The sequence below is a fragment of the Nocardioides sp. OK12 genome (assembly GCF_024341885.1).
GTDB classification, from domain to species: domain Bacteria; phylum Actinomycetota; class Actinomycetes; order Propionibacteriales; family Nocardioidaceae; genus Nocardioides; species Nocardioides marinisabuli.
In genome coordinates, this window is sequence record NZ_BNET01000004.1 from 240,423 (window position 1) to 261,588 (window position 21,166).

The following is a 21,166-nucleotide window of genomic DNA, read 5'->3' on the forward strand; positions in this document are numbered from 1 at the left end:
GGGGGAGTGACCGCCACCCGATCCCCCCGCCCCGTCCGTCGCGTCCTCGGGGCCGTGGCCCTCACCGGCCTCCTCCTCGGCGCTGCCGCCTGCGGCGGCACGGACGAGGAGCCGGACGACACCGCTCGCACGGCGCGCGACGGCTCGCAGTTCAACGACGCCGACGTCGAGTTCGCGACGCAGATGATCCCGCACCACGCGCAGGCCGTCGAGATGGTCGTGCTGGCGGAGGGACGCGACGTCGATCCCGAGATCGCCGCACTCATGACCGACATCCGGGAGGCGCAGGTGCCGGAGGTGCAGACCATGACCGAGTGGCTGACCACCTGGGGCGAGCCGGTGCCCGAGACCGGGCTCGACCACGCCAACGCCGGCCACGACGGCGGGTCGCACGACATGGAGGACGACGAGGCCATGGGTGAGGCCATGACCGGGATGATGACGAGCGAGGAGATGCAGGAGCTGCGCGAGGCCGACGACGCCGAGTTCGAGCAGCTGTGGCTGGAGATGATGACCGAGCACCACGAGGGCGCGGTCGAGATGGCCGAGACGGAGGTCGCGGAGGGGCTGCACCCCGACGCGGTCGCCCTCGCCGAGTCGGTCATCACCTCGCAGAGCGCCGAGATCGAGGCCATGGAGGAGCTGCTCGGCTGAGGGCGGCGGGTGACGGGTCACCCGGCCAGCGCCAGCACCGGGCCCGCCACGAGGCCGAGCAGCACCGCGGCGCCGGCGCATCCCACGGCCAGCGCCGCGGGTGCACGTCCTGGTCGGGTGCGCGCGTCGGCGGTCCGCGCCGCGTCGCCCTCGGGCCGGGCCAGGCAGACCGCCAGCCACCGGAGGTAGTAGGCCAGGCTCAGCACCGTGTTGGCCGCGACCAGCACCGCCAGCCAGGCCAGCCCGGCCTCCCAGGTGACCGCGATCGTCAGCACCTTCGCCACGAAGACCGCGGTCGGGGGCGTGCCGACGAGGCCCAGCAGCGAGACCCCGAGTGCGGCGGTGAGGGCGGGCCGGCGCCGGGCCGCACCCTGCCACTGCTCGACCCGCACGCGGCCGGGCTCCGCCCGGAGCACGGCGAAGCAGGCCAGGTTGGTCACGGCGTAGCCGGCGAGGAAGAGCAGCAGCGTGGGGCGGGCCCGGTCGACGGCGGGGACGGCCGCGACCACGGCGAGCAGGTAGCCGACCTGGCTGATCGTCGACCAGCCCAGCAGGCGGCGCACGTCGTCCTGCGTGAGGGCGGCGAGGTTGCCCACGCTCATGCTGACCGCGGCCAGGACAGCCACCAGGGCGGGCCACACGTCCTGGCGGGGCAGCGCGTCGAGCAGCCGCATGATCGCCACCACCGCGCCCAGCTTGGGCACGGTGGTGAGGAAGGCGGCGCTGGTGACCCACGAGCCCTGCACGGCGTCGGGCACCCAGAAGTGGGCGGGCACGGCCCCGGCCTTGAACAGCAGGCCCACCAGGACCAGCACCACACCTGCGGCCCCGGCCGCTGTGGGGGCAGCGGTGACCCCCGCGTCGAGGTCGGCGTACGCCGTGCTGCCGGCCAGGCCGTGGAGCACGGCCGCCCCGAGCATCAGCACGATCCCCGACAGGGCACCGACGAGGTAGGTCTTCAGCGCCGCCTCCGGCGCCGTGGACGCGGTGGACAGCCCGATCAGCCCGTAGAGCGGGATGCTGGCCAGGAGGAAGCCGACCACCAGCACGGCCAGGTCGGTGCTCCCGCCCACGATCAGCACCCCGTCGGCCCCGAGCAGCAGCAGGACGTAGACCTCGCTCTCGCGCGGGTGCCCGGCGACCTCGTCGCCGGCCAGCACCAGCAGCCCCAGGAGCGCGAGACCGACCACCACCCGGAGCAGCCCGGTGACCTCGTCGACGGCGAACGTGTCCGAGAACGCCGTCGTGCTCGGCGCCAGCAGCCCCCGGACGGTCGCGGCGAGGAAGCCGAGGACCACCAGGGCAGCGACCCCGCGGACGCGGCCCTGCCGTCGTCGGGGGGTCCACGAGCCCAGCAGCAGGCACCCCACCGCGCCCAGCAGCAGCACCAGCTCGGGCAGCAGCGCCACGACGCTCGACGTCATGCTCATCGCACGCGCACCCGCCGGCTCACCGGGCCACCAGGGCCGCCGCGGCCGCGGCCGCCGGCTCCAGCAGGTCGAGCAGCGGCCGGGGCGCCAGGCCGACCACCACGGCCAGCGCGAGCAGCACCGCGACCGGCAGCCCCTCGCGGGCCCGGACGTCGGCGAAGCCCTCGGCGAGCCCGTGCACCGGGCCGGTGAGCAGCTGCTGCAGCGCGCGCAGCAGCACCGCCGTCATCAGCAGGATGCCCAGCAGGGCCACCGCGCTCCAGGGGACGACGGCGATCGAGCCGGCGAAGACCTGCAGCTCGGCGATGAAGCCGGAGAGACCGGGCAGGCCCAACGAGCCCAGGGCCGCCAGCACGAGGAGGGCGGCGAAGCGCGGGGCGGGGCGGGCCAGGCCGCCGTACTCGGCGAGGGCGTAGCTGCCGCGTCGGCTCCAGACCACCCCGGCCAGCAGGAAGAGCGCACTGGTCAGCAGGCCGTGGCTGACCATCTGGGTGGCCGCGCCGGTGACCGCGGTGGTGCGTGCGGCCTCGGCGTCGGCCGTGCCGTCGGCGATCATCCCCGCCGCACCGACCGCGAGCACGACGTAGCCCATGTGGTTGACCGAGGTGTAGGCGATCATCCGCTTCAGGTCGCTCTGGGCGAGCGCCACCAGCGCGCCCCACAGCACCGAGACGATGCCGACGACCACGAGCACCGGCGCCCAGGCGCGCCAGGCGTCGGGGAGCATCGGCATCGCGATCCGCACGAAGCCGTAGGTGCCGAGCTTGAGCATCACGCCCGCCAGCACGGCCGACCCGATCGCCGGCGCGTCGGTGTGGGCCGGCGGCAGCCAGGTGTGGAAGGGCACGGTCGGGGTCTTGATGGCCAGGCCCAGCAGCACCGCCCCCAGCACGAGGACGCCGGTGGCCCCGCTGCCCTGCAGCGGCGGGGAGGCCGCCAGCTCGACCATGTCGAAGGTGCGCGGCTCGGAGGCGACGTACAGGCCGATGAAGCCCAGCAGCAGCGCCAAGGAGCCCAGGAAGGTGTAGAGGAAGAACTGCAGGGCCGAACGGGCCCGGTCGCCGTGCCCCCAGCCGTGGATCGCGAGGTACATGCCCACGATCGAGAGGTCGAAGAAGAGGAAGAAGACGATCAGGTCGGCGGCGGCGAAGACCCCCAGGCAGGTGGTCTCCAGCGCCAGGAACAGCGCCGCCTGGAGCCGCGGTCGCTGCTCGTCGCCCAGCGCGTAGACCGCGCACGCGGCGAAGACCACGCACGTCATCACGACCAGGGCGAGGGACAGCCCGTCGAGGCCGACGTGGTAGCTGGCGCCGAGGCCGGGGATCCACGAGACCTGCTGCTCGAAGGCGAGGCCGTTGACGCCGGGGTCCTCGAAGCGCGCCCAGAGCACGGCGGCCAGGACCACCTCGACGAGCGTGACGCCCACGAAGGCCCACCGGGCCCACCGGTCGGGGACCCCGGGGACCAGCAGCAGCGCCGCGGCGAGCAGGGGGAGGAGCACCAGGACGGAGAGCACGCGTTACCTCGGACTTCCGATGACGACAACCAGGGACACGACGACGAGCACGAGCAGCAGCAGGCCCACCTGCTGCAGGTAGTAGTGGTGCAGCTGGCCGGACGCCGAGCTGCGGCGCACCGCCCGGCCGGCGCGGGCGAGGGCGGTCGCGACCCCGTGGACCGCCCGGTCGGTCCCGGTGTCGGCGCGGTCGCTGCCGCGGGCGGCACGCAGCCCGGCGGAGCCGACGCCGCCGACGGCGCGGGCGAGCACCCGGTCGTCGACCCGGGCGGTGCCACGCGCGACGCCCAGCACCGCGGCCGCCGCTGCGCGCACGGACGGCGCCAGCGCCCGGTCGTCGAGACGTGCAGCAGCATCGGCGAGGCGCATCGTGGGTCGCACGAGCACGAGGTGAGTGGCGGCCTCCAGGTGCAGCCACCCGCGCAGACCGTGCACCACCCTGCCCGTGCGCCGACGGCTGTGGCGGCGCGAGGAGCGCCGGACCAGGGCGGCGACGACCGCCGCCGTGGCCACGACGAGCGCCGAGGAGCCGACGAGCTCGACCAGCGACGGCTCGGCCGGCACCCGTCCCGGGAGCCGGTCGAGGACGGCGGGCAGCGCCAGGACGCCCAGCACGAGCGCGCCGAGACCCAGCGGGGCGAGGGCCGCCGGGATCCGCGCGGGCACGCTGCCTGTCGCCTCCTCCTCGCGGTCCTCCGCTGCGGGGACGCGCCGGGGGTCTGCCGGAGGGCCGGCGACGTGGACGAGCGCGACCACCGCGTAGGCCACCGCCAGGACCGTGGCGACGAGCCCGACGGCGTACAGAGCGGCCGACTCGGCGTGCGCGCCGGCGAGCACGGCGTCCTTGGTGCCCCACAGCGAGAACGGGGGCAGCCCCGAGAGCGCGAGCAGCCCGGCGACCGCGAGGGCCCCGAGGGCGGGCCACCGCCGGGCGGCCCCGTCGAGCACGTCGAGCCGCTTGCTGCCCAGCGCCTCCAGCCAGGCCCCGGCCACCAGGAACAGCAGCGCCTTCACGGCGGCGTGCGCGACCAGGTGGGCGGTGCCGGCCGCGGTGGCGCCGACCCCGGCAGCCAGGACCACGAAGCCGAGCTGGGCGCTGGTCGAGGCCGCGAGCAGCAGCTTGAGATCGGTCTGGGTGACCGCGACCGCGCCGAGGGCGACCGCCGTCGCGGCACCGATCCACGCCGTGGTCTGCGCCGCCCAGCCGGTCGAGGCGAGCAGGGGGGAGAGCCGCAGCAGCAGGTAGCCGCCCAGGGCCACCATGGCGGCCGAGTGCAGCAGGGCGGAGACCGGGCTGGGGCCGTCCATCGCCCGCGCCAGCCAGAACGAGAAGGGCAGCTGGGCGGCCTTGCCGAGCGCGGCGACCAGCACGCCGGCGGCGGCGACGTCGCGCCAGCCGCCCTCGATGCCGGCCAGGGCGTCGAGCGAGAGGTCGGTGCCGCCCGCCAGGGCCGCCGCCGTGGCCAGGTAGAGACCCAGGTCGGCAGCACGGGTCGTGAGGAGGGCGGTGGCCCCCGAGGCCACCCGGCGCCGGTCGGCGTAGCGGTAGCCGATCAGCGCGTACGACGCCGCCCCCATCAGCTCCCAACCCACGAGCAGGCCCGGCAGGCTGGTGGCCAGCACGGTCAGCACCGCGGCGGCGGTGAAGAGCAGCATCAGGCCGGTGAAGCGCGGCTCGCGGGTCTCGGCCGTGGCGCCGGCCACGACGAGCACCAGGGTGGCGACGACCAGGACGGTGGGCAGCAGCAGGACGGCGGGACCGGTCGCCTCCAGACCCCACCGCGAGCCGGCCACGAACCCGACGCCGACCTCGGCGCCGGCCAGCACCACCGGTGCCGACGCGAGGGCCGCCAGTGCGAGCGTGGCGACGCCCGCCCAGGCCGACGGGCGGGCCGGGAGACCGTCGGGGCCGGCCAGCACCAGCAGCGCCCCGACGACCGCGGGGACCGCGACGAGCAGGACGAGGAGCAGGTCGGGGGCGCTCATTCGCGCAGCTCCGTGGCCATGTCGGTCATGTCGGAGCCGGCGCGGCGGTGCAGCAGCGTGGCGACCGCGAAGCCGGTCGCCATCTCGACGGTCATGGCGGCGAGCACGACCAGCAGCAGCACCTGGCCCGACGGGTCGGGGGACAGGAACCACCAGAACCCGCCGAGCGCGAGCAGCACCCCGGCGATCATCAGCTCCAGGCCCATCATCACCATCACCACGACCTGCTGCGACAGCGCGCCGTAGACGCCGACGGCCAGCAGGGCCGCGGCGACGAGCAGGACGGTCTCCAGCGTCATGAGCGGACCTCCGGCGGGTCGACCGGGCGCTGGTCGAGGTCGTCGCCCATCCGGTCGTAGCGGGTGCGGGCGCTGGAGAGCACCACCCCGACGACGATCGTGGCGACCATCACCGGGCCGACCACCATCATCACCAGCATGTGGCTCTCCATGATGGCGGTCCCCAGGGCCTCGGTGACGTCGGGCGAGGGCGCCCCCCGGCGCTCCGGCCAGGGCACCAGGACCGCGCCGCTCCCGAGCGCCACGAAGACCGCGACGGCGACACCGATCGCGGCGCGGTGCGAGTGCACCATGCTCATCGGCATCAGCGCCGGGTTCATCCCCATGAACATCACCATGTAGACCGCCATCACGGCCATCTCCATGACCATCATCAGCACCACGACGACCCCGAGGTAGGACTGCTGCATCAGCAGCAGCGCCCCGCCCGTGGCCACGAACGAGGTCGCGAGCGCGTACGTCGCCCGTGCCATCGAGTCGACCACGAAGACCAGGACGCCCGTCGCGACGGCGACCAGGGCGCAGGCCCAGAACGCGATGTCGACCAGCCAGCCGGCGTCACTCATCACCGCTCACCTCCCCATCACCACGACGACGGCCACGACCAGGTCCTGCACGACCACCAGCGGCAGCCACACGGTCCACAGCGGCTCCATCAGCCGGTGCACCCGCAGCACCGGGAGCCGGCCGGCCACCCAGGCCAGGGCGGCCGTCAGCAGCAGCGCCTTGACCAGCACCCAGACCGCGCCGGGCAGCCAGGGCCCCGCGCCGCCGCCGAGGAAGAGCGGGACCGCCACGGCCGCGCCGGCGCCCAGCAGCGCGTAGCGCCCGGCGTTGACGACCAGCAGGTCGGGGCCGGACAGCTCGGCGAGCACGCCGGAGCCGGTCTCGCGCCCGGCCGGGGCCGAGAGCGGGCCGAGGACGGCGAAACCGAGCACCCCCAGGAGGTAGGCCGCGAAGGCCACCGGCATCCACACGGCGTACCAGAGGGTGCCCTGCGCGCCGGCGACCACGGCGAGGTCGAGGCTGCCGGCGGCCAGCGCGGGCGCGACCAGCGCGAACATCAGCGGCAGCTCGTAGGCGAGCGCCAGGGCCAGGAAGCGGTAGCCGCCGACGAGACCGACCACGGAGTTGGCGCCCCAGCCCAGCAGCCACACCAGCGCCCAGACCACGATGTCGAGGGTGTTGGCCCAGACCACGCCGAGCGAGCCCGGCAGCAGGGCCGAGCCGTCCCACGGCACGAGGGCGACCAGCAGTGCCGCCACCAGCAGCAGCGACCAGCCGGCGCCGCGCCACAGCAGGCGGTCGGCCGAGAGCGTGGTGCGGCGGCGCTGGCGCAGCAGCCGCGCCGACTCGCGCGGGGCGTGCAGCAGCGCGTCACCGCCGGCGCGACCGGTGGCGACGACGTACGACGCGCTGGCCGTCCAGGCCAGCAGCAGGGTGGCCAGCAGGACGCCGGAGGAGCCGGCCAGGGCGATGAGGAGCTCAGTCATGGCCGACCTCCTCGGCTCGGCCGAGCGGGAGCAGGGGGGCGTGCGCAGCGACCATCAGCCGGACGTCACCGAGGTCGTGCCCCTCGAGCAGCGACGACAGCGCCGCGTCGTCGAGCCGGTGCGCCGCGGGGTCGAGCCGCTCGTCGAGCAGCCGCCCGAGCACGTCGGCCACGGAGTGGGGGAGCACGTGGGTGCGGGCCAGCCGGGCCAGGTGCGCACGCACGGCGTGCTGGTCGCCGGCGCCATCCAGCCCGAGGTGCTGGTCGCGCAGCGCACGCGCTCGCCGTGCCCAGACCTCGTCGCCGACCAGCGCCAGCACGGTGGCCACAGCGTCCCAGGTCGCCGCGGCGACCGGTACGTCGTCCGCGGCCTCCGCCGCCTCCGCTGCCGGGCGGTGGACCTCCACCTCCGCCACGACGTCGCCGTGCAGCCGGGTGCGCAGCTCGAGGCCGCCGGGCCAGTGGTCGAGCAGGGGTCCGAGCGGGTGGACCAGGACGTCCATCTCGAGGCCGTCGCGGTCGTCGTCGCCCTCGGCGAGCGGGATCCCGCCCGGCGCCATCTCCATGTCGCCGTGGTCGCCGTGGTCCATGTCGCCGTGGTCCATGTCGCCGTGGTCCATGTCGCCGTGGTCCATGTCGTCCTCGACCCACGAGCTCGCGGGCTCGCGGTCGCGCTCGCGGGCGTCGGCCCGCTGCCGGAGGTCGTCTCGCAGGGACGCCTGGGCGGCATCGAGCTCGTGCGCGACGTCGCCGGGGCCGCTCGGGCAGGCGCGGGCCCGAGGGCCCGGCAGCTGGTCCCAGAGCAGCTCCACCGCCTCGGCCAGCGGCTCGGGGACCTCCCCGGCCAGGAGCAGCACGTCGGCGCTCCCCGGGGCGGTGCCGACCGGCCAGCCGCGTCGGTCGAGCTCGCGCTCCACGGCCATCCGCGCCGGCGCACCGCCGGGCATCTCGACGACCAGGACCCGGGGGCGGCTGGTCGCGGCGCGCACGACGAGGTCCCTCAGGCCCATCGGAACGCCCCCTCGCGGCGCGCCCAGGCGACGGCGGCCAGCAGGACCGCCAGGAACCCGAACATCTCGATGACCGCTCCGGGGCCGAGGTCCTCGACGACCACGGCCCAGGGGTACATGAAGAGCATCTCGACGTCGAAGGCGAGGAAGACGACGCTGGCGGCGTACCAGCGCGGGTGGTAGCGCGAGAGGGCGTGCTGCAGCGGGACACGGCCGGAGGCGTGCGGCAGCACCAGCAGCGGCGCGGGGTCGACGACGAGGACCCGGTGCCACGCGAGGAGGGTGAGCAGCACCGCGGCGACCAGTGCCAGCGTGGTGACGAGCTCGAGCACGGCGCCTCCTCTTCCGCACATCCGTACGATGGTGCGGACAAGCCTAGGAGAGGAAGCAGATGAGCGTCCACACCCACCCGGTCGACCCGGCCGCGGTCGACAGGGTTCGGGACCGCCTGCCGTCCGCCGAGGTCGCCGCCGACGTGACGAGCGTCCTCACCCTCATCGCCGACCCGACCCGGATGCGCCTGCTGTTCGCGCTCGACGCCGCCGACGAGCTGTGCGTGGGCGACCTGGCCGTGGCGCTGGAGGTCAGCGAGGACGCCGCCAGCTACGGGTTGCGGATGCTGCGCACCGCCGGGCTCGTGCGGCGGCGACGAGAGGGGCGGATGGCCTACTACCGCCTGGCCGAGGGGTTCCCCGAGCCGTTGCGCCAGCACTGCCTGCTGCGCCTGGGTGAGATGGGCGCCCACGCCGAGGACGGTCAGCTGTGACGACGGGTGCCGGCGCATCGGGTGACCACCAGGCGCGGGTGACCCGTCGGGGTGCGCTGAAGATCGGCGGTGTCGGCCTGTTGGCTGCGGGTGCCGGCGCTGCCGGCTGGTGGAGGTTCGGGCCCGAGTCGGTCCTCGACGCGCGCTCGGGAGCAGCGCTGGTGGAGCCGTCGGTGCTGCGGAGCGAGTCCGGCACCCTGGCGGTCCGGCTCGAGGCCGCTCGCGGGGAGCGCCGGGTGGCCGGCCGCCAGGTCACCGCCCTCGGCTACAACGGGGGGCTGCCGGGGCCGACGCTGCGCGTGCGGCCGGGGGACACCCTGCGCATCGAGCTGGTCAACGAGCTCGACGAGCCCACCAACCTCCACGTGCACGGGCTGCACGTCTCGCCTGAGGGCAACGGTGACAACGTCTTCGTCGCCGTCCAGCCGGGGGAGTCGTTCGTCTACGAGCACCGGCTCCCCGAGGACCACCCGCCCGGCGTGTTCTGGTACCACCCGCACCACCACGGCAACGTGGCCGACCAGGTCTTCGGTGGCCTGTACGGCGCCATCGTGGTCGAGGACCCGGACGACGCCTCCGAGGGGGCGACGGTCGAGGTGGCGCGCGAGCGGGTGCTCGTCGTCTCGGACATCAGCCTCGACGAGTCCGGCGCGCTCAAGGACGTCTCGATGCCCGACCGGATGATGGGACGCGAGGGCGACCTGGTGCTGGTCAACGGTCAGGTGGCCCCCGTCCTCGAGGCGCGCCCGGGCGAGCGGGAGCGGTGGCGGGTCGTCAACGCCTGCGTGTCGCGCTACCTGGCGCTCGACCTCGGTGACCAGCAGGTGGACCTGGTGGCGCGCGACGTCGGCCCGCACGAGGTCCCGGCGGCGGGGGAGATGTTCGTGCTCGCCCCGGGGAACCGCGCCGACATCGTGCTGACGACGGTGTCCGGCTCGACCACGGTCCGCCTGGACCCCGTCGACCGGGGCGAGCCCGACATGGGGGGCATGGGCGGCATGATGGGTGGGGACGCGCCCTCACGGTCAGGTGTGGTGGACCTGCTCACGCTCGAGGTCTCGGGGACTGAGGTCCGCGCGGGCGCGCAGCCCTCAGCGTCGCGTGCGGCGCGGGACCTGCGCGGCCAAGAGGTCTCCCGGCGGCGTGAGCTCGTGTTCCAGACCGGGATGGGCATGGGCGGGATGAGCTTCACGTTCGGGGGTCTGGAGTTCGACCCCGACCGCACCGACCAGGAGGTCGAGGTCGGGTCCGTGGAGGACTGGACCATCCGCAACGACAGCTCGATGGACCATCCGTTCCACCTGCACGTGTGGCCGATGCAGGTGCTCGACGCCGGGGAGGGGGCCGTGGACGACCCGGTGTGGCGCGACGTGGTCAACGTCCCGGCGCGTGGGACGGTGACGGTCCGGGTGGCCTTCGACCGACCCGGCCGCACCGTCTACCACTGCCACGTCCTCGACCACGAGGACGACGGCATGATGGGCGTCGTCCAGGTGGCCTGAGGCCAGGGCTCAGGAGCCGGACTGTGCGGCGGCCTCCGCCTTGGCCTTCTCGACGTCGAGGGCGCGCACGGCCTCGATCAGCTCGCCGAGCGCGGGTGCCGGCAGGGCGCCGGGCTGGGCGAAGACGAGGTTGCCGTCCTTGAACGCCATCAGTGTCGGGATCGAGGTGATGTTGGCGGCCGCGGCCAGGCTCTGCTCGGCCTCGGTGTCGATCTTGGCGAAGACGATGTCGGAGTTCTCCTCCGAGGCCTTCTCGAAGACCGGCGCGAACTGGCGGCACGGGCCGCACCAGGAGGCCCAGAAGTCGACGAGGACGATCTCGTTCTCGGTGATGGTGCTCTCGAACGTGGCGGCGGTCAGGTCGGTGGTGGCCATCGGTGGTCTCCTGTTCAGTGGGAAGCGTCTATCCCCTAGGGGGGTTATTGGTCCCAACAGGCGACGGCTCGTCGTTGTTCCCGTCCTGGCCACTGCGCATCCGGCGCAGCGCCACGAGCCCGGCCACGACGACGACCGCTGCCGGGATCGCCCACGTGGGGATCGCGGCGGCCCACTCGCCGACGGCCTGCTGCGCGGCGAACTCCAGGTCGACGGTGTCGACGCCCAGCATGCCCGTGATGCCCGCAGTGCCGTCGAAGCGCAGGAAGAGAACACCGATGGCGATGAACAGCAGTCCGGCGATGGCCGAGGTGGTGTGCACCCTGACGGGGCCCCAGACGAGGGTGCGGCCGCGCAGCCAGCGCCGGCTGCCCAGGTCGTAGCGGTCCCACAGCGCGGCCAGCACCAGCAGCGGGGCAGCCATGCCCAACGCGTAGACCGCGAGCAGCAGGCCGCCCTGCCAGGGGGAGCCGGAGGTCGCGGCGACGGTCAGGATGGCGCCCAGCACCGGGCCGGAGCAGAAGCCGGCGAGGCCGTAGACCGCGCCGAGCACCAGCGTCGAGGCCCACCCGCTGCCGCTGTGCGAGCCCGCCCACGACTGCAGGCGCCCCGAGAAGGGCACCGCGAAGCCGCGCCCGAGCAGCTGCAGCACGCCGAGGGCGATGATCGCCCAGCCCGCGACGGCGATCAGGGTGCCGCGGTGGCCGTAGAACAGCTCGGAGGCGAACCCGGCGCCGGTGCCCAGCGGGACCAGGGTGAGCAGCAGCCCGAGGTAGAACACGGTCGTGCGCGCCACCAGGGCGCGTGCGTCGGCGAAGGCGTAGGCGAAGAACGAGGGCAGCAGCAGTGCGCTGCACGGCGAGAGCAGTGCGAGCACGCCGGCGGCGAACGCGGCGACCAGCCCGATCTCGGTCATCGGGCGGCGGCGTCGGCGGCGTCCTCGATGACCTGCTCGAAGGTCGCCGTCGGCTGGGCGCCGATCACCGGCTGGCCGTTGATGATGAAGGCCGGGGTGCCGGTGACCCCGATCCGCTGGCCCTCGGTGAAGTCGTCGGCCATCGCCTGCTGCGCCTGGGGGCTGGACATGTCGCGCCGGAAGTCGGCGACGTCGAGGCCGATGTCCTCGGCGACGGCGTCGAGGTAGTCCTGGTCGATCGCGCCGCTGTTGGGGCTGGGCTGGTCGGCGTACATGGCGTCGTGGAACTCCCAGAACCTGCCCTGCGCGGCGGCCGCGCGTCCGGCCAGTGCGGCGGTCGCCGACTCCTGGCCCAGGTAGGGGAAGTCGCGCCACTCGATGCGCAGGGTGCCGTCCTCGACGTACTTCTCCACCAGCTCCGGCTCGGTGTCGCGGGCGAACTTGCCGCAGAAGGGGCACTGGAACTCCGAGTAGCTGACCATCACCACCGGAGCGTCCACGTCGCCGAGGGCCATCGGGTCGCCCTTCTCCCGGCGCGGCAGCTGCACCAGCGGGTCGTCCTCGGGGAGCACCTCCGGCGAGGTGTCGGTGACCTCGGCGGCGGTGCCGGGCTCGGGGTCCTCTGAGCCCCCCGTACCGACGAGGACCCCGGCCAGGGCCACGGCGGCGACGCCGGCCACGACGAGCGGGATGACGGGGGAGGTGCGCTTGGTGGTCACGAGGGATCACTCCAGACGGGCGTGGGGGTGGGGGTCGGAGCAGCGCAGCTGCTCTCGCCGAGCAGCCGGCGCCGCAGCGCCCAGGCCAGCAGGGCGACGGCGAGCAGCTGGAGGACCGGCTGCACCGGCTCGAACCAGGTCATCGCCCCGGCGCTGCCGAGCGCGAGCAGGACGAGCTTGTTGCAGACCGGGCAGCCGACCGCGAAGAACGTCAGGGTGCCGCCGACCCACCCGCCCCGACCGGCCGGGTCGGGACCCTGCTGGTCGGGGCTCGGCTGATCGGGTGCGGCGACGTACGTCGCGACCAGGAGGCCGGCCAGCACCGAGGAGACGACGAGCGAGGGCCAGGCCCACCAGGTCGGGGGCACCTCGCGGCCGAAGAGCGGGGTGTCGACCAGGTCGGTCGGCACGGCCACCACCAGCGCGAAGCCGAGGGCGGCCAGGGCGGCGGCGATCCAGCGCCGTGCCGGCCACGCACGCACGGCGGCCCAGGACGACGCGCGGCTCATGCGCCCACCTCGACGGGGTGTCCGTGGGTGCGCCACTCGAGCATGCCGTCCTCCAGGCGGCGCGCGTCGACGCCGGCCGCGGCCAGGATGCGCACCGCGTCGTGGGCCAGCACGCAGAAGGCGCCGCGGCAGTAGGCGATCACCTGGCCGCGGGCTCGCAGGTCGTCGACCGCGGCGTCCAGCTCCTCCAGCGGCACGCTGCGGGCCCCCGGCACGTGTCCGGCCAGGTACTCCTCGGCGGGTCGCACGTCGATGACGTGGGCGCTGCCGTCGGCCAGTGCGGCGGCGAGGTCGTCGCGGGTGACCAGGCCGACCTCGCCGGAGCCGGGCACGTCGAGGTACGCCGCGAGCGCCCGCTCGACGTCGGCCGAGCGGTGACGGCCCACGGTGCGCAGGGCGTCGTAGAGGGCGGCGACGTCGTCGCCGGCGAGGCGGTAGTGGATGCGGGTGCCCTCGCGGCGGGTGCTGACCAGGTCGGCCAGCTTGAGCACCTGGAGGTGGGCGGAGACCGTGGTGACGCCCATCCCGGCCGCGCGGGCCAGGGCGTCGACGGTGCGCTCGCCCTGAGCCAACAGGTCGACCAGCTCGAGCCGACGTGGGCTCGCGAAGGCCTTGCCGACCACGCCCAGCTGGTCGAAGAGGGTGCTGCGACGCTCGTCCATCCATTCCTCCAATGATCTTTGGAAGACTGTACCTGACAGGTGGGGACGCGTAAGGGCCGGCGGGAGGTCTCCCTCCCGCCGGCCCCCGACGGTGCTCCTCAGGTGTCGCTCAGCGCGCGAGCGGCGCCGGCTCGGCCGGCTGGACGGCGCACGCGGGCTGCAGCCCGGCACGACGCATCACCATCGCCGCCGGGCAGAACCCGGTGAGGCTGGACTGGACCTGGTTGACGCCCACGAAGGCCGTCAGCAGCAGCCACCAGGGTGAGACCGACGCGGCGAGCGCAGCGCTGAGCAGCGTCATCGCCCCGGCGAACATCATCACGGCGCGCTCCAGGGTCATCGTGCTCATCAGTCCCGCGGTCTCAGCGACCCAGGAGGCGGCTGAACCAACCGCCCTGGGAGCCGGAGGCCTTGGCGTCGGCCTGCGCCTGCTGGAGCTCGGCCTTGGAGTGGCCCGGGCACCACTGCCCGGCCGGGACGCTCGCCTTGACCTGGGCGACGTGGTTGCCGCAGCCGGCCCAGGTGGTCTTCTTGCAGGTCTTGCAGGTGGTGGGACGGCACATGGTGCCCTCCTCTCTGCGGCGTCAGCCGCGGGGTGGGGAACGGGATCAGTCGTGGGCGAAGGTGATGTTGGGCAGCACCTTGCGCAGCCAGGCCGGGGTGTACCAGGCGGCCCTGCCGGTCAGGCGCAGCATCACCGGCAGCAGCACCAGGCGCACCAGGAAGGCGTCGAGCAGCACCGCGATGCCCAGGACGACACCCATCTCCTTGGGCGGGATCGGGCCGGAGAGGGCGAAGGTGAAGAACACCGCCACCATCACCGCGCCGGCGGCGAAGATCACCCGGCCCGAGTGGGCCAGCGATCCGACCATGGCGTCCTTGGGGTCTCCGGTGCGCTCGTAGTGCTCCTTGGCCGAGGCCAGGAGGAAGACCGTGTAGTCCATCGCGATCGCGAAGATCATCGCGAAGAAGAACACCGGCGCCCAGGCGTCCAGGAAGCCCTGGGGCTCGAAGCCGAGCAGGTCGGAGCCGTAGCCCTCCTGGAAGATCAGCCGGGCCACGCCGAAGGCGGCGGCCGTCGAGAGCAGGCTGGCCAGGGTGCCGAGCAGCGAGATGAGCGGCGCCTGCAGTGCGAAGAGCAGCAGCAGGAAGCCGAGCACCATCACGATGCCGATGACCAGGGGGGTGGACTCGTCGAGCTGGGCCTTGAGGTCGAGGTTCTCGACCGCGGCGCCGCCGACGAGGGCGGACTCGGGCAGGTCGGCCCGCAGCCGGTCGACGGTCTCGCCGAGCTCGGGGTCGGACGGGTCGACGGTCGGGACGGCCTGGATGAGCACCAGGTCGCTGTCGTCGCTGGCCGGCATCGGGGGCATGGCCCCGGCGATGCCGGAGTCGGCGTTCAGCGCCTCGGTCGTCGCCTCGGCGTCGGCCTTGTCGGCGACGACCTGCAGCGTGCCGGGGGCACCCTCGCCGAAGGACTCCTGGACCAGGTCGTAGCCGACGCGGGCCGAGGACTCCTCGGGCAGGACCTTGATCGAGGGCATCGCGGTCTTCAGGCCCAGCACCGGCGCGGCCAGCGCGAGCAGGATCACCAGCGAGGCGAGACCCCAGACCAGGGGACGCTTCCACAGGCGCTCGCCCCAGGCCTCGAAGCGCGGCGAGCGGTGCTCACCGGACTTCGACCAGGGCAGCGCGCCCTTGTTGATCTTGTCGTCGAGCTTGTGCAGCACCAGTGGCAGCAGGGTCAGCGTGGCGGCCAGGATGAAGACGACCGAGAGCATGATGCCGCCGGCCATGGACCGGAAGGACGGCGAGGGCACGATCATCACCGCGGAGAGGGAGACCAGCACGGTCAGGCCCGAGAGCAGCACGGCCTTGCCGGCGGTGTCCATCATCTGCGCGATCGCCCAGGGCTTGTCGTGGGGCCGCGCGGCCCGGGCAGCGCGGTAGCGCACGACCAGGAACAGCGCGTAGTCGATGCCCAGCGCCAGCGCGAACATCATCGCGAAGTTCATCGCCCAGATGGAGACCGGCACCAGCTCGTTGATGAGCACCAGCGAGCCCGCCGAGGCGACCAGGCCGGAGAGGGTCAGGATGAGCGGGAGGCCGGCGGCCACCAGCGCGCCGAAGGCGAGCACCAGGATGGCCATCGTCACCGGCCACGACATCAGCTCGGACTGCAGCATGGCCTCGAGGTTGGCCTCGTTGAAGTCCGACCACAGCAGCGAGGAGCCGGTCGGGTTGACCTGGACGGTGTCGGTCGACAGCTCCTGCAGCTCCTCCTTGACGTCGGTCGCGACGCGCACCATCTCGTTGGTGTCGGCGCCGGCGCCGGCCAGCACGATCGCGGTGGAGCCGTCCTGCGACAGGGTCGCGCCCGGCTGCGGGGCGATCACGTCGGCGATGCGCGGCTCGTCCTCGAGGATCGCGGTGACCTCGGCGAGGACGCGCTTGCCCTCACCCTCGGTGACCGGGCCGTCGTCGGAGTGCACGACGACCTGGATCGCCGAGGAGGCGTTGCCGCCGAAGCTGTCCTGGGCGAGCTCGCGCGCGGCCACGGACTCGGAGCTGTCGGCCTGCCAGCCGGCCCCGGAGAGGTTCTTCTCGACCGAGGGCGCGAAGACGCCCAGGCCGACGATCAGCAGGGCCCACACGATCGCCACGAGCTTGCCGTGGCTGGTGACCCACAGGCCGAGGCGGCCCAGGGGGCCGGCCGCGGGCGGCGCGGTCTCGTCGGGGGGCGTCCCGGCCTTGTGGCTCGGGGTGGTGGTGGTGCTCATGGGGGTCCGTTCTGTGAGTCAGAGCAGGGGAGGGAGCCGGCACGTCCAGTGCCGGAGGGGCGTCAGACCAGCGCCGGGAAGGCGCGGGCCGCGGTGTAGACCGCGACGCCCAGGACCAGGAGCGTGAACGCTCCCTGGAGCTTGTCGGTGTCGATCCGGTCGGCCAGGCGGGCGCCGAGCACGGCCGCGACCGACGAGGCGATGGTGAGGACCAGGACGAGCCACCAGTCGGGGCTGGTGCCGCTCCCGGCCCGCACGACCAGCGCCGAGGCCGAGGTGATCGTGATGACCACCAGCGACGTGCCCACGGCGTACGTCATCGGCAGCGCGAGCGCCAGCAGCAGCGCGGGCACCACGAGGAACCCGCCGCCGACGCCGAGGAACCCGGTCAGCAGGCCGACCGCGGTGGCGGTCACCAGCACCTTGAGCGCACGGGGGCAGTTGCAGCCGAAGGACGGGCTGAAGGTGATGATCGGGTCGTCGAGGCCCGGCCGGTCGCCCCGGTCGGGCTTCGTCGGGTCGCCGTGGCCCAGCCGTCGCCAGGCCATCAGGGCCCCGACGAGCAGCATCAAGGCCGCGAACGAGGCCAGCAGCACGTCCTCGCTCACCGCCGCCGCGCCCTTGGCGCCGGCCGCGGCGCCCCCGATCGCGACGACGCCGAAGACGACGCCGCGGCCCAGCAGCACGTTGCCCTGGCGGTGGGCGGAGACCGCGCCCGCGAGCGAGGTCACCCCCACCACGACGAGGGAGCCGGTCGTGGCCTGCGCCGGCGACTGGTCCAACAGGTAGACCAGCACCGGCACGGCCAGGATCGACCCGCCGCCGCCGAGCGCGCCCAGGGACAGGCCGATGAGCGCGCCGGCCCCCACGGCGAGGACGGCGAGGAGAGCAGGGTCCACGCTCAGGCCTCGGGGCCGACCAGGTGCAGCCCGACCTTCTCGGCGTTCTCGAAGCTGTCGTCGATCGAGACCAGGGTCCGGCCGGCGGCGGCGAGGAAGGACGCGGCGACCGAGGCGCGGTAGCCCCCGGCGCAGTGCACCCAGACCTCGCCCTCGGGCACCTCGTCGACGCGTCGCGGGATCTCGTGGATCGGGATGTTCACGGCGCCGTCGATGGCGGCCTTCTCGTGCTCGTCGACCCGACGGACGTCGAGCACGACCACCGGGCGGTGGTGGCGCACCTGGGCCAGGTCGGCGAAGGTGGCGGTCTCGAAGCTGCCGAGGTCACCGTCGGCCCAGTCCTCCGGGCCGCCGGTGGCGTGCGCCGCCGGGCGGTCGATGCCGATGCGGACCAGCTCGCGCTGGGCCTCGGCCACGTCCTCGGCGCTCTCGCCGAGCAGGGTCACCGGGGTGCCCCACTCGATGAGCCAGCCCAGGTACGTCGCGAAGCCGCCGTCGAGCCCGAAGTTCACGGTGCCCGGGGCGTGCCCGGCCGCGAACGCGGTGCGGTTGCGCAGGTCGACGACCCACTCGCCGGCCTCGATGCGCCGGCGCAGCTCGGCTGCGTCGGCACGCTCGGGGGTGCTCAGGTCGGGGGCGTCGGGGCCTGCCTCGTTGCGCGGGCCCATCTGGGCGTAGTACGCCGGGTAGGCGCCCAGCCCGTCGAGGAGCTCGCGGACGTAGGTCTCCTCGTCCTGGGTCAGGACGGGGTTCTGCGTCTTCTCCTGCCCGATCGTCGACGAGGTCGCGTCGGTCTGGGTCGCGGAGCAGAACGATCCGAAGCCGTGGGTCGGGTAGACCTCGGCCTCGTCGGGCAGCTCCTCGGCCAGGCGGTGCGCCGAGGCGTGCTGGTGGCGCACCAGGGCGTCGGTGTGCTCCTCGCCCATCAGGTCGGGTCGGCCGGTCGCGCCGAAGAGCAGCGAGCCGCCGGTGAAGACCGCGAACGGCTCGCCGCCGTCGGTGACGGCGTACGACAGGTGGTTGAAGGTGTGGCCGGGGGTCGCGATGGCGCGCACCGCGATCCGCTCGCTCACCTCGACGACCTCGTCGTCGGCGACGGGCGTGCGGTCGAAGGACACGTCGTCCTCGCCGTTGACCAGGTACGCCGCGCCGGTCTCGCGCGCCAGGGCGAGGCCGCCGGTGACGTAGTCGTTGTGGATGTGGGTCTCGAAGACGTGCGTCAGGCGCACGCCGTCGGCCTCGAGGATCTCCAGGACCCGGTCGATGTCGCGCTGCGGGTCGATGACGATCGCGACCTCGCCGTCGTGGACGACGTAGCTGCGGTCGCCCAGGGTGGGGGTCTCGATGACCCGCACGGTCAGGTCGTTCCTGTCAGTGGTGTGCTCGCTCATGGGGCTCCTCACTTCTCGGTCGGTCGGCCGGCGCGGATCCAGGCGGAGGTACCGCCCGCGACGTTCACGGCGTCGAAGCCGCTGCCGGTCAGGAAGTCGGTCATGGCGCCGCTGCGGTTGCCCGAGGCGCAGACGACGTGGACGGTCTTGCCCTTGTCGAGCTCGTCGGTGCGGCCGGGCAGCTGGCCCATCGGGATGTTCACCGCGCCGGGCAGGTGGCCCTCGGCGTACTCGGCGGGCTCGCGGACGTCGATGAACGTCGCGCCCTTCTCGAGCTCGGTGGCGGCCTGGTCGATGTCGATCTCGCGCATGTCGGCTCCTCCTGGGACGGTGTCGGTGTCGTTGTCGATGCGAGGGGAAGTATCCCCTCGGGGGGTTATGTCCGAAACCTAGCACAACCCCCTGGGGGGATGTATAGTCAACGACGAACGCACCGCGCCACCCCCACCCGGGTGGCCAGAGCCGAGAGGAAGCCCATGAGCAGCTACACCATGAGCACGACCCTGGACCGCCCGTACGACGAGACCGTCGCGGCGGTGCGCGAACAGCTGGCCGAGGCCGGGTTCGGCATCCTCACCGAGATCGACCTGCGCGAGACCCTCAAGAAGAAGCTCGACGTCGACGTCGCGCCCCAGGTGATCCTGGGTGCCTGCCGCCCGCAGCTGGCGCACCAGGCGCTCGAGGTCGAGCCCTCGATCGCGGCGCTGCTGCCCTGCAACGTCGTCGTGCGCGCCCTCGACGACTCCACCACCGTCGTGGAGGCCTTCGACCCCGACGTCATGATGACGGTCGGGCTCGGGGATGCCGACGGCCCTGCCGGTGACGCGATCCGCAGCGTCGCCACCGATGCCCGCGAGCGGCTCTCCGCCGCCCTCGCCTCCCTGGAAGGAACGACCTGATGGACCTCGAGCCCACCGAGATCAAGGCGATCATCACCCGGATGAAGCGCGCCAACGGCCACCTGGCCAGCGTGATCCGGATGATGGAGGAGGGCTCGGACTGCGAGTCCGTGCTCACCCAGCTCGCCGCCGTGAACAAGGCGCTCTCGCGCGCCGGCTACGCCATCGTGGCCACCGGCCTGCAGCAGTGCCTGACCGCCAGCGACGACGACCTCGACGGCGTCGACGTCAAGAAGATGGAGAAGCTCTTCCTCGCCCTGGCCTGACACGCGAGAGCGGCGAGGAGGCCGTGGCCCGGGCGGTAGCCTGCCGCCATGGCCTCCTTGCTGCTCACCGTCATCGGCGACGACCGGCCGGGGCTGGTCTCGGCCGTCTCCGCCCTCGTGGAGGCCCGTGGCGGCTCGTGGCAGCGCAGCCAGCTGACCCGGCTGGCCGGCAAGTTCGCCGGCATCGCCCTCGTCGAGGTGCCCGACGCCCAGCGCGCCGGCCTCGAGGAGGCCCTCGCCGCCCTGGCGGCCGAGGGCCTCGCGGTGCGCGTGGAGGACGCCGGCACCGCCGGCGAGGTCGTGCCCGCCGCCACCTTCCGGCTGCACCTGGTCGGCCAGGACCGCCCCGGCATCGTCGCGGAGATCTCCTCGGCGCTGGCCGTGCGCGGCGTCGGCATCGAGGAGCTGCTCACCGACGTGGTGGCCGCCCCGATGGGCGGCGGGATGCTCTTCGAGGCCCGGGCCCGCCTGACCATGCCCAGCGGCGCCGACGCGGGCGTGCGCGCCGACCTCGAGCGCCTGGCCGACGAGCTGATGGTGGACCTCGAGCTCGACGCCGACCCGGCCTGAATCTCGCGCCCACCCGGCGCACATCTCGCGCCGACCCGGCCCGGATCTCGCGCCGACCCGGCGCAGATCTCCCTCAGCCGGTGTGGTTGGCCTGCCAGGAGCGCTCGACGAGCTCGCGCAGCACGTCCTGGTCGAGCTCCTCGAGGCGCTTGACGTAGAGGCAGCCCTTGCCCGTGGTGTGCGGGCCGAGCCGGTCGAGCAGGTCGCGGTTGCTGTCGTAGTAGGTCAGTCCGTAGAGCGTCAGCGCCGCCTTGCGCGGAGCGAGCCCGATCGCGAACCACTGGTGCTGCCTGCCGTCGGCGGTCGTGTAGTCCTGACGCCCGAAGCCGACCATCGAGGCGCCCCACATCCGCGGTTCCACGCCGCTGACCTCGCGCATCAGCGCCAGCGCGGCCAGGGCGTCCTCGCGGCGCCGGGGGTGCTCGACGGCAGCGAGGTTCGCCGCCACGTCGCCGTCGGTGGGCTGGGTCTTGCGCGTGTCTCGGTCGGCCACGACCCGATGCTCCCAGGTCGGACCGGGCCGGG

26 protein-coding genes are annotated in these 21,166 nt (G+C 73.8%); 6 read left to right on the plus strand and 20 right to left on the minus strand.

Annotation, left to right across the window (positions count from 1 at the left end):
* Nucleotides 1-6 precede the first annotated feature (6 nt).
* Nucleotides 7-654, plus strand: coding sequence for a DUF305 domain-containing protein (locus OCU29_RS11600; RefSeq protein WP_261820055.1), 648 nt, complete (start codon nucleotides 7-9; stop codon nucleotides 652-654).
* 17 nt (nucleotides 655-671) lie between these two features.
* Here OCU29_RS11600 and OCU29_RS11605 read toward each other — a convergent pair whose 3' ends face one another.
* From OCU29_RS11605 to OCU29_RS11640, 8 genes are read right to left on the minus strand one after another with little or no spacing between them, the layout of a single operon-like run.
* The gene (locus OCU29_RS11605) at nucleotides 672-2,078 is read right to left on the minus strand and encodes an NADH-quinone oxidoreductase subunit N (RefSeq protein WP_261820056.1); all 1,407 of its coding nucleotides are present in this window, start codon (nucleotides 2,076-2,078) and stop codon (nucleotides 672-674) included.
* Nucleotides 2,079-2,103: 25 nt separating this feature from the next.
* The gene (locus OCU29_RS11610) at nucleotides 2,104-3,600 is read right to left on the minus strand and encodes a NuoM family protein (protein WP_261820057.1); all 1,497 of its coding nucleotides are present in this window, start codon (nucleotides 3,598-3,600) and stop codon (nucleotides 2,104-2,106) included.
* 3 nt (nucleotides 3,601-3,603) lie between these two features.
* Nucleotides 3,604-5,586: a proton-conducting transporter membrane subunit gene (locus OCU29_RS11615; protein ID WP_261820058.1), complete on the minus strand. Its 1,983-nt coding sequence runs from the start codon at nucleotides 5,584-5,586 to the stop codon at nucleotides 3,604-3,606.
* Nucleotides 5,583-5,885, minus strand: coding sequence for an NADH-quinone oxidoreductase subunit K (locus tag OCU29_RS11620; RefSeq protein ID WP_179613793.1), 303 nt, complete (start codon nucleotides 5,883-5,885; stop codon nucleotides 5,583-5,585). The genes OCU29_RS11615 and OCU29_RS11620 overlap by 4 nt, the downstream gene beginning before the upstream one ends.
* Nucleotides 5,882-6,451 carry an NADH-quinone oxidoreductase subunit J gene (locus OCU29_RS11625; protein WP_261820059.1) on the minus strand — a complete coding sequence of 190 codons (570 nt, stop codon included), beginning with the start codon at nucleotides 6,449-6,451 and terminating at the stop codon, nucleotides 5,882-5,884. The genes OCU29_RS11620 and OCU29_RS11625 overlap by 4 nt, the downstream gene beginning before the upstream one ends.
* Nucleotides 6,452-6,457: 6 nt before the next feature.
* Nucleotides 6,458-7,378 (minus strand): NADH-quinone oxidoreductase subunit H, encoded by a 921-nt coding sequence (locus OCU29_RS11630; protein WP_261820060.1) that lies wholly within the window; start codon nucleotides 7,376-7,378, stop codon nucleotides 6,458-6,460.
* Nucleotides 7,371-8,387, minus strand: coding sequence for a hypothetical protein (locus OCU29_RS11635; protein WP_261820061.1), 1,017 nt, complete (start codon nucleotides 8,385-8,387; stop codon nucleotides 7,371-7,373). Before OCU29_RS11635 ends, OCU29_RS11630 begins: the two co-directional genes overlap by 8 nt.
* On the minus strand, nucleotides 8,378-8,719 hold the full coding sequence (locus OCU29_RS11640; protein WP_261820062.1) for an NADH-quinone oxidoreductase subunit A: 342 nt from the start codon (nucleotides 8,717-8,719) through the stop codon (nucleotides 8,378-8,380). The genes OCU29_RS11635 and OCU29_RS11640 overlap by 10 nt, the downstream gene beginning before the upstream one ends.
* A gap of 59 nt (nucleotides 8,720-8,778) precedes the next feature.
* Between OCU29_RS11640 and OCU29_RS11645 the strand changes: the two genes are divergently transcribed.
* Both OCU29_RS11645 and OCU29_RS11650 read left to right on the plus strand, forming a co-directional pair.
* A complete protein-coding gene (locus OCU29_RS11645) occupies nucleotides 8,779-9,153 on the plus strand; it encodes a metalloregulator ArsR/SmtB family transcription factor (RefSeq protein ID WP_261820063.1) in 375 nt (124 codons plus the stop codon).
* 38 nt (nucleotides 9,154-9,191) lie between these two features.
* Nucleotides 9,192-10,655: a multicopper oxidase family protein gene (locus OCU29_RS11650; RefSeq protein ID WP_261820064.1), complete on the plus strand. Its 1,464-nt coding sequence runs from the start codon at nucleotides 9,192-9,194 to the stop codon at nucleotides 10,653-10,655.
* Nucleotides 10,656-10,664: 9 nt separating this feature from the next.
* Here the strand turns inward: OCU29_RS11650 and trxA are convergent, their stop codons facing one another.
* The 11 genes from trxA to OCU29_RS11705 all read right to left on the minus strand — a co-directional run bounded on the left by trxA (nucleotide 10,665) and on the right by OCU29_RS11705 (nucleotide 19,217).
* Nucleotides 10,665-11,030, minus strand: coding sequence for a thioredoxin (gene trxA, locus OCU29_RS11655; RefSeq protein WP_261820065.1), 366 nt, complete (start codon nucleotides 11,028-11,030; stop codon nucleotides 10,665-10,667).
* Nucleotides 11,031-11,058: 28 nt separating this feature from the next.
* Nucleotides 11,059-11,946, minus strand: a complete 888-nt coding sequence (locus OCU29_RS11660) for a cytochrome c biogenesis CcdA family protein (protein WP_261820066.1) — start codon at nucleotides 11,944-11,946, stop codon at nucleotides 11,059-11,061.
* On the minus strand, nucleotides 11,943-12,665 hold the full coding sequence (locus tag OCU29_RS11665; RefSeq protein ID WP_261820067.1) for a DsbA family protein: 723 nt from the start codon (nucleotides 12,663-12,665) through the stop codon (nucleotides 11,943-11,945). Before OCU29_RS11665 ends, OCU29_RS11660 begins: the two co-directional genes overlap by 4 nt.
* Nucleotides 12,662-13,174 (minus strand): hypothetical protein, encoded by a 513-nt coding sequence (locus OCU29_RS11670; protein ID WP_261820068.1) that lies wholly within the window; start codon nucleotides 13,172-13,174, stop codon nucleotides 12,662-12,664. Before OCU29_RS11670 ends, OCU29_RS11665 begins: the two co-directional genes overlap by 4 nt.
* Nucleotides 13,171-13,836, minus strand: coding sequence for a metalloregulator ArsR/SmtB family transcription factor (locus OCU29_RS11675; RefSeq protein ID WP_261820069.1), 666 nt, complete (start codon nucleotides 13,834-13,836; stop codon nucleotides 13,171-13,173). The genes OCU29_RS11670 and OCU29_RS11675 overlap by 4 nt, the downstream gene beginning before the upstream one ends.
* Nucleotides 13,837-13,945: 109 nt before the next feature.
* A complete protein-coding gene (locus tag OCU29_RS11680) occupies nucleotides 13,946-14,185 on the minus strand; it encodes a DUF2892 domain-containing protein (RefSeq protein WP_261820070.1) in 240 nt (79 codons plus the stop codon).
* 13 nt (nucleotides 14,186-14,198) lie between these two features.
* The gene (locus tag OCU29_RS11685) at nucleotides 14,199-14,399 is read right to left on the minus strand and encodes a hypothetical protein (protein ID WP_179613788.1); all 201 of its coding nucleotides are present in this window, start codon (nucleotides 14,397-14,399) and stop codon (nucleotides 14,199-14,201) included.
* 45 nt (nucleotides 14,400-14,444) lie between these two features.
* The gene (locus OCU29_RS11690; RefSeq protein ID WP_261820071.1) at nucleotides 14,445-16,616 is read right to left on the minus strand and encodes an MMPL family transporter; all 2,172 of its coding nucleotides are present in this window, start codon (nucleotides 16,614-16,616) and stop codon (nucleotides 14,445-14,447) included.
* 62 nt (nucleotides 16,617-16,678) lie between these two features.
* The gene (locus tag OCU29_RS11695) at nucleotides 16,679-17,515 is read right to left on the minus strand and encodes a sulfite exporter TauE/SafE family protein (RefSeq protein WP_261820072.1); all 837 of its coding nucleotides are present in this window, start codon (nucleotides 17,513-17,515) and stop codon (nucleotides 16,679-16,681) included.
* 2 nt (nucleotides 17,516-17,517) lie between these two features.
* Entirely contained in the window at nucleotides 17,518-18,906 is a 1,389-nt protein-coding gene (locus OCU29_RS11700; RefSeq protein WP_261820073.1) for a rhodanese-like domain-containing protein, read from the minus strand.
* Nucleotides 18,907-18,914: 8 nt separating this feature from the next.
* Nucleotides 18,915-19,217 carry a rhodanese-like domain-containing protein gene (locus OCU29_RS11705; protein ID WP_261820074.1) on the minus strand — a complete coding sequence of 101 codons (303 nt, stop codon included), beginning with the start codon at nucleotides 19,215-19,217 and terminating at the stop codon, nucleotides 18,915-18,917.
* Between the two features lie 165 nt (nucleotides 19,218-19,382).
* Between OCU29_RS11705 and OCU29_RS11710 the strand changes: the two genes are divergently transcribed.
* Genes OCU29_RS11710 through OCU29_RS11720 form a run of 3 tightly spaced genes read left to right on the plus strand, consistent with a single transcriptional unit; the run spans nucleotide 19,383 to nucleotide 20,641 of the window.
* Nucleotides 19,383-19,805 carry a DUF302 domain-containing protein gene (locus tag OCU29_RS11710; protein WP_261820075.1) on the plus strand — a complete coding sequence of 141 codons (423 nt, stop codon included), beginning with the start codon at nucleotides 19,383-19,385 and terminating at the stop codon, nucleotides 19,803-19,805.
* A complete protein-coding gene (locus OCU29_RS11715) occupies nucleotides 19,805-20,071 on the plus strand; it encodes a metal-sensitive transcriptional regulator (RefSeq protein WP_179613782.1) in 267 nt (88 codons plus the stop codon). The genes OCU29_RS11710 and OCU29_RS11715 overlap by 1 nt, the downstream gene beginning before the upstream one ends.
* Nucleotides 20,072-20,119: 48 nt before the next feature.
* Nucleotides 20,120-20,641 (plus strand): glycine cleavage system protein R, encoded by a 522-nt coding sequence (locus OCU29_RS11720; protein ID WP_261820076.1) that lies wholly within the window; start codon nucleotides 20,120-20,122, stop codon nucleotides 20,639-20,641.
* Between the two features lie 73 nt (nucleotides 20,642-20,714).
* Here OCU29_RS11720 and OCU29_RS11725 read toward each other — a convergent pair whose 3' ends face one another.
* Entirely contained in the window at nucleotides 20,715-21,134 is a 420-nt protein-coding gene (locus tag OCU29_RS11725; RefSeq protein WP_261820077.1) for a DUF1801 domain-containing protein, read from the minus strand.
* Nucleotides 21,135-21,166: the final 32 nt, after the last annotated feature.